Annotated in this window: 12 protein-coding genes and 1 pseudogene; 4 read left to right on the forward strand and 9 right to left on the reverse strand. The window is 73.1% G+C overall.

Annotated elements, in window-relative coordinates; genetic code table 11:
- Window positions 1–160 precede the first annotated feature (160 nt).
- Window positions 161–523 (forward strand): hypothetical protein, encoded by a 363-nt coding sequence (locus IH80_RS47495; protein WP_030965285.1) that lies wholly within the window; start codon window positions 161–163, stop codon window positions 521–523.
- 5 nt (window positions 524–528) lie between these two features.
- Here IH80_RS47495 and IH80_RS0132640 read toward each other — a convergent pair whose 3' ends face one another.
- Both IH80_RS0132640 and IH80_RS0132645 read right to left on the reverse strand, forming a co-directional pair.
- Window positions 529–2,784, reverse strand: a complete 2,256-nt coding sequence (locus tag IH80_RS0132640) for a bifunctional salicylyl-CoA 5-hydroxylase/oxidoreductase (RefSeq protein WP_030965286.1) — start codon at window positions 2,782–2,784, stop codon at window positions 529–531.
- A 4-nt stretch (window positions 2,785–2,788) separates the two neighbouring features.
- Window positions 2,789–3,616, reverse strand: coding sequence for an enoyl-CoA hydratase family protein (locus IH80_RS0132645; protein ID WP_030965287.1), 828 nt, complete (start codon window positions 3,614–3,616; stop codon window positions 2,789–2,791).
- Between the two features lie 263 nt (window positions 3,617–3,879).
- On the opposite strand from IH80_RS0132645, the gene IH80_RS0132650 reads away from it, so the two are divergent.
- A complete protein-coding gene (locus IH80_RS0132650; protein WP_030965289.1) occupies window positions 3,880–4,308 on the forward strand; it encodes an ATP-binding protein in 429 nt (142 codons plus the stop codon).
- Window positions 4,309–4,344: 36 nt separating this feature from the next.
- Here the strand turns inward: IH80_RS0132650 and argF are convergent, their stop codons facing one another.
- The 5 genes and pseudogenes from argF to IH80_RS0132675 form a co-directional block, all read right to left on the reverse strand.
- Window positions 4,345–5,364: an ornithine carbamoyltransferase gene (gene argF / locus IH80_RS0132655; RefSeq protein ID WP_030965290.1), complete on the reverse strand. Its 1,020-nt coding sequence runs from the start codon at window positions 5,362–5,364 to the stop codon at window positions 4,345–4,347.
- A gap of 115 nt (window positions 5,365–5,479) precedes the next feature.
- Entirely contained in the window at window positions 5,480–6,706 is a 1,227-nt protein-coding gene (locus IH80_RS0132660) for an arginine deiminase (protein WP_030965291.1), read from the reverse strand.
- A gap of 46 nt (window positions 6,707–6,752) precedes the next feature.
- Window positions 6,753–7,220, reverse strand: a complete 468-nt coding sequence (locus tag IH80_RS0132665) for a hypothetical protein (RefSeq protein WP_234432452.1) — start codon at window positions 7,218–7,220, stop codon at window positions 6,753–6,755.
- Window positions 7,221–7,438: 218 nt separating this feature from the next.
- Window positions 7,439–9,848: pseudogene (locus IH80_RS39990) on the reverse strand (polynucleotide kinase-phosphatase).
- Window positions 9,845–11,335 carry a 3' terminal RNA ribose 2'-O-methyltransferase Hen1 gene (locus IH80_RS0132675; protein ID WP_030965293.1) on the reverse strand — a complete coding sequence of 497 codons (1,491 nt, stop codon included), beginning with the start codon at window positions 11,333–11,335 and terminating at the stop codon, window positions 9,845–9,847. Before IH80_RS0132675 ends, IH80_RS39990 begins: the two are co-directional and overlap by 4 nt.
- A gap of 77 nt (window positions 11,336–11,412) precedes the next feature.
- On the opposite strand from IH80_RS0132675, the gene IH80_RS47500 reads away from it, so the two are divergent.
- Window positions 11,413–11,673: an excalibur calcium-binding domain-containing protein gene (locus IH80_RS47500; RefSeq protein WP_078906868.1), complete on the forward strand. Its 261-nt coding sequence runs from the start codon at window positions 11,413–11,415 to the stop codon at window positions 11,671–11,673.
- Window positions 11,674–11,741: 68 nt separating this feature from the next.
- Here IH80_RS47500 and mmuM read toward each other — a convergent pair whose 3' ends face one another.
- Together mmuM and IH80_RS0132685 are read right to left on the reverse strand one after the other, a co-directional pair.
- A complete protein-coding gene (gene mmuM, locus IH80_RS0132680; RefSeq protein WP_030965295.1) occupies window positions 11,742–12,656 on the reverse strand; it encodes a homocysteine S-methyltransferase in 915 nt (304 codons plus the stop codon).
- Window positions 12,657–12,671: 15 nt separating this feature from the next.
- Window positions 12,672–13,595 carry an LLM class F420-dependent oxidoreductase gene (locus IH80_RS0132685; protein WP_030965296.1) on the reverse strand — a complete coding sequence of 308 codons (924 nt, stop codon included), beginning with the start codon at window positions 13,593–13,595 and terminating at the stop codon, window positions 12,672–12,674.
- 206 nt (window positions 13,596–13,801) lie between these two features.
- On the opposite strand from IH80_RS0132685, the gene IH80_RS39995 reads away from it, so the two are divergent.
- Window positions 13,802–14,044 (forward strand): hypothetical protein, encoded by a 243-nt coding sequence (locus tag IH80_RS39995; RefSeq protein WP_037881822.1) that lies wholly within the window; start codon window positions 13,802–13,804, stop codon window positions 14,042–14,044.
- Window positions 14,045–14,091 lie beyond the last annotated feature (47 nt).

A 14,091-nucleotide genomic window follows, 5' to 3' on the forward strand; every position in this document is an offset into this window, starting at 1 on the left:
GCCTTGTCGTGGGCAGGCGGGCTGGGTCGCGGGCTCGTCCTTCGGGGACACTCCGCCGGGTCCCCCCCCCTTGCGGGGGTGTCGTGCCCGGACAGCCGCTGCGTTGCCGGAGCGGGAGTGGGGGCGTGCAGGGAGGTCCCCGCAGGACGAGCGCGCAACCGTGGCCGTACGGCAGGACCGCCGCCGCCTGGCGCGAGCCGAGGAGACCCCCCGGAGGGACCCCACGGTCAACCCGCCCCTCCCGGCCCCGCCCCGCAGGATCGCCCCCTGGATCCGGCCGTCGGCCGGGATTCCTTCCCGGCGGCTCGGCCTGCCGGTCACGGCCGCCCACTCCCGTCCGATCGGCTCCACCTCTCGCATCGGGCCCGTCTACACCCCGCCCGGGCTCCGCGGCCGCGGGTACGCGGCCGGGGCCTCCGAGATCGTCCTCTTCACCGACCTGGCCAATGCGACGAGCAACGGCGTCTGCCTCCGGCTGGGTTACGTGCCGTTGGAGGACCGGGTCCTGATCGTCCCGGCCTGAGCGGGTCAGCCCCGGCCCGTGGGGGGCTTGCGGCTGCCGGCTCGGTAAGGGGTCGGCCAGGGGGCGGCCGGGCCTTCGTAGGACTGGTCGGCGGCCGCGTGCAGGGTCCAGTGGGGGTCGTAGAGGTGGGGGCGGCCGAGGGCGCACAGGTCGGCCCGGCCCGCCAGCAGCAGGGAGTTGACGTCGTCCCAGGAGGAGATGGCCCCGACGGCGATGACGGGGACGCCGAGCGCGTTGCGGATCCGGTCGGCGTACGGGGCCTGGTACGAGCGGCCGTATTCGGGGGCCTCGTCTGCGACGACCTGGCCGGTGGAGACGTCGATGGCGTCCGCGCCGCGGGCGGCGAACGCGGCGGCGATCTCCACCGCCTCCTCGGGCGTGGTGCCGCCGGGCGCCCAGTCGGTGGCCGAGAGGCGGACCGTCATGGGGCGGTCCTCGGGCCAGACCGCGCGGACGGCGTCGAAGACCTCCAGCGGGAAGCGCAGCCGGTTCTCCAGGGATCCGCCGTAGGCGTCGGTGCGGTGGTTGGTCAGCGGCGAGAGGAAGCCGGAGAGCAGGTAGCCGTGGGCGCAGTGCAGTTCGAGCAGGTCGAAGCCGCAGTCGGCGGCGCGGACGGCGGCCGCCGCGAAGTCGGAGCGCAGGGCGGTGAGGTCCGCCGGGTCCAGGGCGCGCGGGAGGGCGGACACGCCGGGCCGGTAGGGCAGGGCTGAGGCGGCCACCAGCGGCCAGTTACCTTCGGGGAGGGGGTCGTCCATGCCCTCCCACATCAGCCTGGTCGAGCCTTTGCGGCCGGAGTGGCCGAGCTGGACGCCGAGTGCGGCGCCGGGCGCCGAGGTGTGGACGAAGTCGGTGATCCGCCGCCACGCTTCGGCCTGTTCCCGGGTGTAGAGGCCGGTGCAGCCGGGGGTGATGCGGCCTTCCGGGCTGACGCAGACCATCTCCGTCATGATCAGTCCGGCGCCGCCCAGCGCCCGCGCGCCGAGGTGGACGAGGTGGAAGTCGCCGGGCACGCCGTCGCGGGCCGAGTACATGTCCATGGGTGAGACGACGACCCTGTTGCGCAGGGTGAGGCCGCGCAGGGTGAGCGGGGTGAACATGGGCGGGGTGGCCTCGTCCGGGCAGCCGAAGTCGCGTTCCACGGCGCGGGTGAAGCGTTCGTCGCGCAGCCGCAGGTTGTCGTGCGTGACGCGGCGGCTGCGGGTGAGGAGGTTGAAGGCGAACTGCCGGGCGGGCTGGTCGAGGTATCCGGCGACGTCCTCGAACCAGCGGCTGCTGGCGGCCGCGGCCCGCTGGGTGCTGGCGACCGCCGGGCGGCGGGCCGTCTCGTACGCGGTCAGGGCGGCCGGTACGTCCCCTTCGGACGCGTCCAGGGCCTCGGCGAGGGCGAGGGCGTCCTCGACCGCCAGTTTGGTGCCGGAGCCGATGGAGAAGTGGGCGGTGTGCGCGGCGTCGCCGACGAGTGCCACGTTGCCGTGCGACCAGTGCTCGTTGACGACGGTGCGGAACTGCGTCCAGGTGGAGCGGTTGCCGTGCAGGGGCCGTCCGCGCAGGGCCTCGCTGAAGATCTTGGCGCAGCGCGCCGCCGACTCTTCCTCGTCGCAGAGGTCGAGGCCGGCCGCCCGCCAGACCTCCTCGCGCATCTCGACGATGACGGTGGAGGCGTCCGTGGCGTACGGGTAGGCGTGCAGTTGCATGACGCCGTGCTCGGTCTCGGCGATCTCGAAGCGGAAGGCGTCGAAGGCGAAGTCGGCGGCGAGCCAGATGTAGCGGCAGCGGCCGGGGGTGAGGGTGGGCCCGTAGTGGGCGGCGTCGGCCTCGCGGATCGCGCTGTGCACGCCGTCGGCCGCGACCACCAGGTCGTGGGTGGCCCGCAGCTCGGTGAGGTCCGGGGCCTCGGTGCGGAAGCGGAGCCGGACGCCGAGGCGGGCGCACCGCTCGTGCAGGATCTCCAGGAGCCGGCGCCGGCCGATGGCGGCGAAGCCGTGACCGCCGGAGGTGAGCAGTCGTCCGCGGTGCACGATGTCGACGTCGTCCCAGCGTACGAACTCGGCGCTGAGGGCCGCGTGGACGACGGTGTCGGCCCGTTCGATGCCGCCGAGGGTCTCGTCGGAGAGGACGACGCCGAAGCCGAAGGTGTCGTCCGGGGCGTTGCGTTCCCACACCTCCACGGTGTGGCCCCGGCGGGCCAGCAGCGCGGCGGCGTACAGTCCACCCGGTCCGCCGCCGACGACGGCGACCCGCAATGCGCTGCCGTGCGGCATGGCGTTACCTGCCCTTCCACTCCGGCGGCCGCTTCCCGGTGAAGGCCGCGTGGAACTCCGCGTAGTCCTGGCCGTTCATGAGCAGGGCCTGGGTTGCCGCGTCGAGCTCGACGGAGGCGGCCAGCGGCATGTCGAGTTCGGCGGTGAGCAGCGCCTTGGTCTGTGCGTGGGCGAGGGAGGGGCCGGCGGCGAGGCGGGCGGCGAGTTCGGCGGCCCGTACGTGGGCCTTGCCCTCCTCGGTGAGCTCGCTGAGCAGGCCGATCCGTTCGGCCTCGGGGGCGTGGACGGGCTCGCCGAGCATCAGCAGGCGGGTGGCGTGGCCGAGGCCGACGACGCGGGGCAGCAGGTAGGCGGCGCCCATGTCGCCGCCGGAGAGGCCGACGCGGGTGAAGAGGAAGGCGAAGCGTGCGGTGGGGTCGGCGATGCGGAAGTCGGCGGCGAGCGCGAGGACGGCGCCGGCTCCGGCGGCCACCCCGTGCACGGCGGCGATCACGGGGAAGGGGCATTCGCGGATCGCGCGGACCACCTGGCCGGTCATCCGGTTGAAGTCGAGGAGCTGGGCGGTGTCCATGGCGAGGGTGGCGCCGATGATCTCGTCGACGTCTCCGCCGGAGCAGAAGCCGCGGCCCTCGCCGCCCAGGACGAGGGCGCGCACGGACCGCTCGCGGGACAGTTCGGCGAGCAGATCGCGCAGGTCGGCGTAGGCGCCGAAGGTGAGCGCGTTGATCTTCTCGGGGCGGTCGAAGGTGACGGTGGCGACGCCGTCCTGCCGGGTGACCCGGAGGTGGTGCCACCGTTCGGTCGCTGGTGTGGAACCGGTGAAGGGGCTCACACGACCGACGTTATCACCAGATCGTGACCATCGTCAGAGAAACGCTACACACCTGGCCCTGGCGGCCTGCTCTCGGGGCCAGGGGTGCCTCACGGGATCGAATTTCGACTCCGTATCGTTGAAATAGATAGTTCCCCCACCGAGCCCGAACCCCACGGAACCACGCACCCCCGGCGCGAGCCGGCAGGCACGGACCCACGGCGAGAGTCCCCCGGCCCGGCCGCCGACGCGATGCGGCCCCGCACGGAAAGGAAGATCCTGCAGTGCCCGCACCCCCCGCCTGGCGGATCACCCTGCCCCACTCGGCGGCCGCAGTACCCCTCGCCCGCGCCCTCGTCCGCACGGCGCTGGCCGACGCCGACGCGCCCGCCGACGGCGACACCGCGGAGCTGCTGACCGCGGAACTGGTCGCCAACGCGGTGCAGCACACCCCGCCCTGCGCCCCGATCGAGCTGGTCGTGGAACTCCTGGCGAACGGCTGCCGGGTCGAGGTCCACGACGGCGACCCGCAGCCGCCCGGTGCCCTCTCGGCCCGGCCCGGTGACGCCCACCCCGACCCCTGGCAGGAGCACGGCCGCGGCCTCCTGCTGGTCCGGACCCTGAGCTCGGCCTGCGGCCACCGCCGCACGCCGCACGGCAAGGCGGTGTGGTTCACCCTGCCCTCGCGGCGGCTCCTTCCGGCCGACGCCTGACCGCGCCCACCCCAGGGGCGGCGATCCCTCGTATGACTATGCGTCACCCGGGCCGGGCCGGCCGAGCGTGGCGACGAGTACGGCCTTGATGGTGTGCAGCCGGTTCTCGGCCTCGTCGAAGACGATGGAGTGCTCCGACTCGAACACCTCGTCCGTCACCTCCAGCGAGTCGAGCCCGTGCCGCTCGTGGATCTCCCGGGCCACCTTGGTGCCCAGGTCGTGGAAGGCCGGCAGGCAGTGCATGAACTTCACGTCCGGGTTCCCGGTGGCCCGCAGCACGTCCATGGTGACGGCGTACGGGGCCAGGGCCGCGATCCGCTCGTCCCAGACGTCCTTGGGCTCCCCCATGGACACCCAGACGTCGGTGACGACGAAGTCGGCCTGCGCGACCCCCTCGGCGACCTCCTCGGTCAGGGTGATCCGCGCGCCGCTGTCCGCCGCGAGCCTGCGCGCCTCGGCCACCACCTGTTCGGCGGGCCAGTACTCCTTGGGCGCGACGATCCGTACGTCCATGCCCAGCAGCGCACCGGTCACGAGGTACGAGTTGCCCATGTTGAAGCGGGCATCGCCGAGGTAGGCGAAGGCGATACGGTTCAGCGGCTTGGTGCTGTGCTCGGTCATCGTGAGGACGTCGGCGAGCATCTGGGTGGGGTGCCAGTCGTCGGTCAGGCCGTTGAAGACGGGGACGCCGGAGTGCGCGGCGAGCTCCTCGACGGCCTCCTGGCTGTCGCCCCGGTACTCGATCCCGTCGAACATGCGGCCCAGCACCCGGGCGGTGTCCCGGACCGACTCCTTGTGCCCCATCTGGGAGCCGGCCGGGTCGAGGTAGACGGTGTGGGCGCCCTGGTCTGCGGCGGCGACCTCGAAGGCGCAGCGGGTGCGCGTCGAGGTCTTCTCGAAGATCAGAGCGATGTTCCGGCCCCGGAGCAGGCGCTGCTCGACCCCGGCCCTCTTGGCCGCCTTCAGGTCGGCGGCGAGCTCGACCAGGCCGCGGAACTCGGCGGCCGTGAAGTCCAGCTCCTTGAGAAAACTGCGGCCTTTGAGGTCGGGGGCCATGGGGTCGCTCCAGCGTCACGGTGACAGGGGATGCTGGAAGTCTATACGACGCACCGTATTGATATACAGAGCCTGTGGTGTGACCTCTCCCGCGCCCCGCCGGGGACCTTCCTGCTCAGACGGCGTCCCGCTCCACGGGACAGCTCATGCAGCGCGGTCCGCCCCGGCCCCGCCCCAGCTCGCTGCCCGGGATCTCGATCACCTCGATGCCCTGCTTGCGCAGGTGCGTGTTGGTGGTCACGTTCCGTTCGTAGGCGACGACCACGCCCGGCTCGACGGCGAGCACGTTGCACCCGTCGTCCCACTGCTCGCGCTGTGCCGAGTGCACGTCCTGGGTCGCGGTGAGCACCCGGATCGAGTCGAGCGAGAGCGCCGCCGCGATGGCCCGGTGCATGTGCTCCGCCGGGTGGTCGGTCACCTTCAGCTCGTTGCCCCCGTCACCCGGCTCGATCGTGTAGGAGGGGAGCATGCCGAGCCCCGCGTACTGAGTGAACGTATCTCCGTCGACCATCGTCATCACGGTGTCCAGGTGCATGAAGGCCCGGTGCTTCGGCATGTCGAGGGCCACGATGGAGGTCGCCGAACCGGCGGCGAACAGGCCGCGCGCCAGCATCTCCACCGCCTGCGGCGTGGTCCGCTCGCTCATCCCGATCAGCACGGCGCCGTTGCCGATGACGAGGACGTCACCGCCCTCGATCGTCGAGGGGTAGTCCACCTGGCCCTGTGACCAGTAGTGGAAGGCCCCGGAGGCGGTGAAGAGCGGGTGGTGGCGGTAGATCGCCTCGAAGTGCACGGTCTCGCGCTGCCGGGCGGGCCAGCGCATCGCGTTGATCGACACCCCGTCGTAGATCCATGCGGAGGTGTCACGGGTGAAGAGGTGGTTGGGCAGCGGCCCCAGCAGGAAGTCGTCGAGGTCCAGGGCGTGGAAGCGTACGGACACGGGCTCGGCGTGCCGCTCCAGGAACTCGCGCTTGGTCATGCCGCCGACCAGCGCCTGCGCCAGCGCCGCCGGGGTCAGCCCGTCGAAGACGGCCCGCAGGTGATCGGTGGCGAGCGGCCCGTACTCCTTCTCGTCGAAGACCCGGTCCAGGACCAGGCGTTTGGCCTCCGGGACGTCCAGCACCTCGCACAGCAGGTCCCCGAAGAGATGGACCTCCACGCCCCGGTCCCGCAGCACGTCCGCGAAGCCGTCGTGCTCCTGACGCGCCCTGCGCACCCACAGCACGTCGTCGAAGAGGAGCGCGTCCTTGTTGCTCGGTGTGAGCCGCTTCAGCTCCAGGTCGGGCCGGTGGAGGATGACGCGGCGCAGCCGCCCGGTCTCGGAGTCGACGTGGAATCCCATGTCGTACACGTTCGCAGACCGGGCGGCCTTTTGAGGTGGCGTCGGCTCAGCGGGGCAGGCCGACACCGAGGAGCGCTTCCGGCGCACCCGTGATCTCCGGCGCGAGGAGACCCAGCTTGGGGGTGGTCAGGTTCGGCAGCCCGGAGTTGGACCCGTCCGGCATCGTGAGCGGGGAACCGACGACCGCGCCCGGGGTACGGGTGCGGACGGTGGTGGCGGGCGACTCCACGGAGCCCTCGCCGTCCGTCTCCGGGCGGCCCACCAGGTTCGGCAGCGGAGAGGTCACCAGGGTGTCGCCGAGCTCGGTGGCGATCGGGACCGCCGGGAGCAGCGGCGTGGGAAGCATGTCCCCCTTGTGCATGCGGGGGGCCTCGGGCGCTCCGACGACCGGCAGCGGCACCGCGGTGGCGATCCGCGGCACGGCCAGGCCGGTCGTGGTCTCCACACCTTCGAGCGGGACGCCCACCGGCACCCCGTCGGCCGCGGCCGGGGTGGCCACACCGGCCGCTGCCATACAGGTCAAGAGCGCCGCAATGCTTCCGCGCGCGGTCATCTTCATAGGTGACGTTCCGTCCTTCCAGGGTCACGGTCGTTCCGCTGCCCTGGATGAACGATCCCGCCCGTGGTTCCCCGGCTTTCACCGCGAAAGTTCCCCCATACGACCTAATTCGAGGCCGTACGGGGGCTCCGCCTTTACGCCGACGGCCGCGGCCACGGCCGTCGTCGTGGCCGTCACAGCCGCGGGTCGACCGGCTCCGACTCCAGCGCGAGGACCGCGAAGACCGGCTCCTCGACCCCCCCCCACGGCCCCCCCGGCCCCCCTCACCCCGGGCTGGACCAGTCGGCCCTTGCCGTCGCGGGCGTAGGCCCGGAGCGGCTTGACGACCATGCCCTCGCCGCCGGCGGCCGTCAGCTCCAGCCACCAGTCGGTGGCGGCCCGCACGGACTCCTCGTCCCCGGTGTCCACCAGGATCCGGGCGGTGCGGCGCAGCAGCCCGGTGCCGCCCGGCGTGCCCGGATCGTCGGCCTCGACCAGCCGGTCGAGCCACGCCAGCTGCTCGTCGTGGGGTACGGCGGCCAGCGACCGCCCGGCCACGGCCAGCAGCTGGAACGGCGCGAACCGTACGCCGTCCAGCCCGTCGGTGGTCCAGCAGTAGCGGCGGTAGGCCTCGGTGAAGGCCGTCGCGTCCGCGGCCCGGGCACGCTGGCGCTCCAGCAGGGCGCCGGTGTCGACGCCGCGCGCGAGCGCCGCCTCCAGGGCTGCGACGGCACCGGGGAAGACGGTCCGCGACGCGGCGCCCACGGCGGCGTACTGGTTGCGCAGGAGGCCGCCCGACTTCAGGGACCAGGGCAGGAGTTCCCCGTCGAGCAGCAGCCAGTCGGTGCCCAGCTCCTCCCACAGTCCGGCGCCGGTGACCGCGGCGCGCAGCCGCGCCAGGACCTCCTCGGTCACCTCGGGGTCGTGGAAGAAGGGCCGGCCTGTGCGCGTGTACACGGATCCGGTCGGACCGTCCGCGCCGAACCGCTCGCGGGCGGCGTCGGCGTCCTTGCAGAGCAGGACGGTGGCACGGGAGCCCATGTGCTTCTCCTCGCACACCACCCGGTCGACGCCGTCGTGGCGGTACTGGGCGAAGGCCTCGGCCGGGTGCTCCAGGTAGCCGTCCTCGCGGGAGGTCGCGGTCGGCGCCATGGTGGGCGGCAGGTACGGGACCAGTCGCGGGTCCACGGCGAAGCGGCTCATGACCTCCAGGGCGGCGGCCGCGTTCTCCTCGCGGACGGCGACGTTGCCCAGGTGCCGGGTCTCCACGACCCGGCGCCCGTGGACGTCGGCCAGGTCCAGCGGGCGTCCGTCATGCCCGCCCGGCACCTCGGTGACGAGCGGCTTGACCGGCTCGTACCAGACCTTCTCGGCCGGTACGTCGACCAGTTCGCGCTCGGGCCAGCGCAGGGCGGTCATCCGGCCGCCGAAGACGGCTCCGGTGTCGAGGCAGATGGTGTTGTTGATCCAGGCGGTGTTCGGGACGGGGGTGTGGCCGTAGACGACGACGGCCTTGCCACGGTAGTCCTCGGCCCACGGGTAGCGCACGGGCAGGCCGAACTCGTCGGTCTCGCCGGTGGTCTCCCCGTACAGGGCGTGCGAGCGGACCCGGCCGGAGGTACGGCCGTGGTACTTCTCGGGCAGCCCGGCGTGGCAGACCACCAGCTTCCCGCCGTCGAGGACGTAGTGGCTGACGAGGCCGCGGATGAACTCCCGCACCTCCTCGACGAACTCCGGCGGCTCGTGGGAGAGCTGCTCGATCGTCTCGGCGAGGCCGTGGGTCTGCTGGACCTTGGAGCCCTTGAGGTAACGGCCGAGCTTGTTCTCGTGGTTCCCGGGCACGCACAGGGCGTTGCCGGACTTGACCATGCCCATCACGCGGCGCAGGACGCCCGGGCTGTCGGGGCCGCGGTCGACGAGGTCGCCGACGAAGACGGCCGTGCGGCCCTCGGGGTGGACGCCGTCCTCGTAGCCGAGCTTGCCGAGCAGGGTCTCCAGCTCGGAGGAACAGCCGTGGACGTCACCGACGATGTCGAAGGGGCCGGTGAGGTGGGTGAGGTCGTTGAACCGCTTCTCCAGGACGACCTCGGCGGCCTCGGCCTCCTCGACGGAGCGCAGCACGTGCACCTTGCGGAAGCCCTCGCGCTCCAGACCGCGCAGGGAGCGGCGCAGGTCGCGGCGGTGCCGCTGGATGACCGCGCGGGGCAGGCCGGCCCGGTCGGGGCGGGCCGCGTTGCGCTCGGCGCAGACCTGTTCGGGCATGTCCAGGACGATGGCGATGGGCAGCACGTCGTGCTCGCGGGCGAGCGCGACGAGCTGCCGGCGGGCGTCGGCCTGCACGCTGGTGGCGTCGACGACGGTCAGACGGCCGGCGGCGAGGCGTTTGCCGGCGATGTAGTGCAGGACGTCGAAGGCGTCCCGGCTCGCGCTCTGGTCGTTCTCGTCGTCGCAGACCAGGCCCCGGCAGTAGTCGGAGGAGATGACCTCGGTGGGCTTGAAGTGCTTGCGGGCGAAGGTGGACTTGCCCGATCCGGTGGCCCCGATCAGGACGACGAGGGACAGGTCGGTGACGGGAAGTGTGCGCTTGTTCTCGGTGGTGGTCATGCTGCCTCGCCCTCCTTCGGGGAGTCGGTGGTGGTGGCGGGGTGGGCGTCGTCCTGGGTGAAGACGGCCATCTGGGTCGGCGGCCCGACCTCGGGGTCGTCGTCGCCGACGGGTACGTACGCGACCGTGTAGCCGAAGCGTGCGGCGACCTGTCCCGCCCAGGCGCGGAACTCCTCGCGGGTCCACTCGAAGCGGTGGTCGCCGTGCCGGACGTGCCCGGCCGGGAGGGTCTCCCAGCGGACGTTGTACTCGACGTTCGGGGTGGTGACGAGGACCGTGCGGGGGCGGGCCGAGCCGAACACCGCGTACTCCAGCGCGGGCAGCCGCTCCGGGTCGAGGTGCTCGATGACCTCGCTGAGCACGGCCGCGTCGTAGCCGGCCAGCCGCTTGTCGGTGTAGGCGAGCGAACCCTGGAACAGCGTGACGCGGGAGCGCTGCCGCTCTCCCATCCGCTCCAGCCGCAGCCGCCGGGCGGCGATGGTCAGGGCCCGCACGGAGACGTCCATGCCGACGATCTCGGTGTACGCGGGGTCCCCCAGCAGCGCCTGCACCAACTGGCCCTGTCCGCAGCCGAGGTCCAGCACCCGCTGGGCGCCGGCGGCGCGCAGGGCGGTGAGGATCGCCTCGCGCCGCCGCGCGGCGAGCGGTACGGGGCGCTCCTGCGTGTCGCGCGTCTCGTCGACGGCGTTGTCGAGTTCCTCGACCTCGCTGCCGTCGGACTCGGCGAGGCGGACCAGTTCCAGCCGCTCGATGGCGTCCTGGGTCAGCCGCTTGTGGCGGGCCAGGTAACGGGAGCTGATCAGCGCGTGCTCGGGGTGCGCGGCGAGCCAGCCGTCCCCGGCGCGCAGCAGCTTGTCGACCTCGTCGGAGGCGATCCAGTAGTGCTTGGCGTCGTCGAGGACGGGCAGGAGCACGTAGAGCTGGCGCAGGGCATCGGCGAGGCGCAGCTCGCCCTCCAGCACGAGGCGTACGTAGCGGGAGTCCCCCCACTCGGGGAACTGTTCGTCGAGCGGTACGGCCTCGGCCCGTACGAGGTCCCAGCCGAGCGGGTCGAACAGCCGGTGCACCATCGCGGCTCCGCCGCGTGCGGGGAGCACGGGGATCTCGACGCGCAGTGGGCGCGCCCGGTCCGGGAGTTCCGGGCGCAGGACGCACTGTCCCTTCAGGGCGGTGCGGAACACCCCGCTGAGCGCGACGGCGAGCAGCGAGGAGGCGGCGTACGGACGGTCGTTGACGTACTGGGCGAGCGCGGCGTCGGGCGCTCCGCCCCGGCCCTTGCCCTTCCCGCGGCGGACGAGCGCGACGGGGTCGACCTCCAGCAGCAGGGCCGCCGTGCACCGCTCGGCCGTGGCCTCGGGGTAGAACACGTGGGCGGTGCCGTGGGACTGGTTCTCCACGCGTACCCGGTCCGGGTGCTTGTGCAGGAGAAATCCCAGGTCAGTCGCCGGATTGTCGGCGGTCCCAGTGGTGGTGATCGTAAGGAACATGCGGTTCAGCATGACTGTCCGGTCGTGCTCGGGCCAACGGATTCCGGCGAAAACAAGTACGATCTTCAACCTTCTGGATAGGCTCGCGCGCTCCGCACCGTGTCCGGCTCCAGGAGCGCCATGTACCCTCCACCGTCCCCGCCCCTGCCCCCACGGCCGCCCGGACGACCGCCCCGGCGTCCGACGGTGACGGCACCGGCTCAGGCGGCGGCAGCGTCTCGTACCGCAACTGCGACGCGGTACGGGCGGCGGGCGCGGCCCCGATCCGCCGGGGAGACCCGGGCTACGCCCGCCACCTCGACCGTGACGGCGACGGCGTCGGCTGCGAACGCCAGTGACGGCGGGACCGGGCGCGATGGACGCCCTGCACGGGTTCACCGCCACGTGACCGGGTGTTGACCCATCGTCACATGATCGGCCGGCCGTGCTCCCGGGCCAGTTCCGCGATCCGGTCGGGTCCGATGCGGCAGCACCCGCCGATGAGCCGGGCTCCGGTGCGGCGCCAGGCGTCCGTGGGCCAGGGGGGCATGGACCCGGGTGCCCGCCAGGTGCCGGTGGCCGGCTCCCAGACGGAGCCGTCGTTGGGGTAGGCCAGCAGGGGCTTGGCCGTGACGGAGGCCGCCGCTTCCAGGGCCGGGAGGACGTCCGCGGGGTCGCAGCAGTTGACCCCGACCGCGATGACCTGGGGGGCCTGCGCGGCGAGCGCGAAGGCCCCGGTCAGCGGATGTCCGGACCGGGTGCGGCCGTCGGCCACGGTGTAGCTCAGCCAGGCCGGGGCGTCCGTCTCGGCGAGGACGGTGAGCACCGCCGCGGCCTCGTCCGGATCGGGGATGGTCTCCACGGCCAGTACGTCGGGGCCCGCGGCGAGCAGGGCTTCGATGCGGGGGCGGTGGAACGCGGCGAGCTCGCGCACGCTCAGGCCGTACCGGCCGCGGTACTCGGAGCCGTCCGCCAGCACCGCTCCGTACGGGCCGACCGAGGCGGCCACCCACACCTCGTGCTCGGCGGCCTCGGCCGCCCGGGCGGCGAGCGCGACGCTGCGGTGCAGCAGGGCGGTGGTCGCGTCGCGGTCGCGGCCGTGGGCGGCGAAGGCCTCGTAGCCGACCTGGTAGGCGGCGGTGATCAGCACCTCGGCGCCGGCCCGCGCGTACGCCGTGTGGGCGGCCTCGACCTGGACCGGCCGCTCGTCGAGCACCCGGCCGGTCCAGAGGCCTCCGGTCAGGTCGCAGCCCTGGGCGGCGAGCTGGTTGCTGAGGCCGCCGTCCAGGACGACGGTCCGGTGGGCCAGGACTTCGGCGAGCGGGCGGGTCGCGCGGGGCATCGGTCCTCCCCTGCGCTAACGGAGCTGGGAGAGCACCTGGGCGGAGATCAGCTCCAGGTGGTCCAGGTCGTCGAGGTCGAGCAGCTGAAGGTAGACGCGGGAGGAACCGACGGCGCCGTAGGCACCGATCTTCTCCACGACCTCGGCCGGGGAGCCTGCGAGGCCGTTGGCCTTGAGCTCGTCGACGTCCCGGCCGATGGCGGCCGCCCGGCGGGCCACCTCGGCGTCGTCCTTGCCCACGCACACCACGAGGGCGTTGGAGCACACGAGGTCGTCGGGCCCCCGGCCGACCTGTGCGGCGGCCTCCCGGACCCGGCCGAACTGCCGCTCGCTGTCGGCGATCGACGCGAACGGCATGTTGAACTCGTCCGCGTACCGCGCGGCGAGCCGCGGCGTCCGCCTGGCCCCGTGGCCGCCGACGAGGACCGGGACCCTGGCCTGGACGGGCTTGGGGAGCGCGGGCGAGTTCTCCACGCGGTAGTGGTTGCCCGCGTAGTCGAAGGTGGCACCGGGCTCGGTGGCCCACAGACCGGTGACGATGGCCAGCTGTTCCTCCAGCCGGGACATCCGGTCCGCCGGGAAGGGGATCCCGTAGGCCTTGTGCTCGTCCTCGAACCAGCCCGCGCCCAGGCCCAGCTCGACGCGGCCGCCGGACATCTGGTCGACCTGGGCCACCTGGATGGCGAGGACTCCGGGCAGCCGGAAGGTGCCGGCCGTCATCAGGGTGCCGAGGCGGATCCGCCTGGTCTCGCGGGCCAGGCCCGCGAGGGTGATCCAGGCGTCGGTGGGGCCGGGCAGACCGTCGGCGGCTCCCATCCGCAGGTAGTGGTCGGAACGGAAGAACGCATCGAATCCGAGGTCCTCGGTGGCCCTGGCGACGGTCAGGAGGGTGTCGTAGCTCGCGCCCTGCTGGGGCTCGGTGAAAATGCGAAGATCCATGCCTTCCATCCTGCCCCGCCCGCGCCGCCAGGGTGAATCTTCGTCAACCGGACGTGTCGGGGCCCCGGGCCGCCAGTGACCGGCCCGGACGGGGATCGTTGGGGCGGGCGGAGCCGGACCGCCCGGCCCGCGCGCCGGCGGCTTCGCGCCGGTGCGTCCACCGCCCCCTTCCCCCGCGGGAAAGGGCCAGGGCCGAGGAGGCCGCCATGTCCCACGAGGCCGTGCCGGAGACCCCCCGACAGACCGACCGGAGCGGACAGGCAGCGCACGGGGCGCAGCAGGACCGCGCGGTGTCCGCCCCGGGCGGCGGGGCGGAGAAGGGCCTGCTGCAGCAGATGGAGGAGCTGATGGCGGCGCTGAACGCCGACCTGTCGCAACTCGACGCCGATCTCCAGTCCTCCGCAGAGCGCACCGCCGGGACCGAGAGCCCGTCCCACCGGTCCGCCTGACCGTGCGGGTCCCGTCGCGCACGGCGGGACCCGGCCCGTGCCGCTCG

This window comes from Streptomyces sp. NRRL S-378 (assembly GCF_000720645.1).
Taxonomy (GTDB): domain Bacteria; phylum Actinomycetota; class Actinomycetes; order Streptomycetales; family Streptomycetaceae; genus Streptomyces.

Excerpts from the sequence above, each read along its gene's own strand:
- IH80_RS0132640 (WP_030965286.1), bottom strand. The coding sequence starts at position 2,784 with ATGCCGCACGGCAGCGCATTGCGGGTCGCCGTCGTCGGCGGCGGACCG.
- argF (WP_030965290.1), bottom strand. The coding sequence starts at position 5,364 with ATGGCCCCCGACCTCAAAGGCCGCAGTTTTCTCAAGGAGCTGGACTTC.
- IH80_RS0132660 (WP_030965291.1), bottom strand. The coding sequence starts at position 6,706 with ATGGGATTCCACGTCGACTCCGAGACCGGGCGGCTGCGCCGCGTCATC.
- IH80_RS0132665 (WP_234432452.1), bottom strand. The coding sequence starts at position 7,220 with ATGGCAGCGGCCGGTGTGGCCACCCCGGCCGCGGCCGACGGGGTGCCG.
- IH80_RS0132675 (WP_030965293.1), bottom strand. The coding sequence starts at position 11,335 with ATGTTCCTTACGATCACCACCACTGGGACCGCCGACAATCCGGCGACT.
- mmuM (WP_030965295.1), bottom strand. The coding sequence starts at position 12,656 with ATGCCCCGCGCGACCCGCCCGCTCGCCGAAGTCCTGGCCCACCGGACC.
- IH80_RS0132685 (WP_030965296.1), bottom strand. The coding sequence starts at position 13,595 with ATGGATCTTCGCATTTTCACCGAGCCCCAGCAGGGCGCGAGCTACGAC.
- IH80_RS39995 (WP_037881822.1), top strand. The coding sequence starts at position 13,802 with ATGTCCCACGAGGCCGTGCCGGAGACCCCCCGACAGACCGACCGGAGC.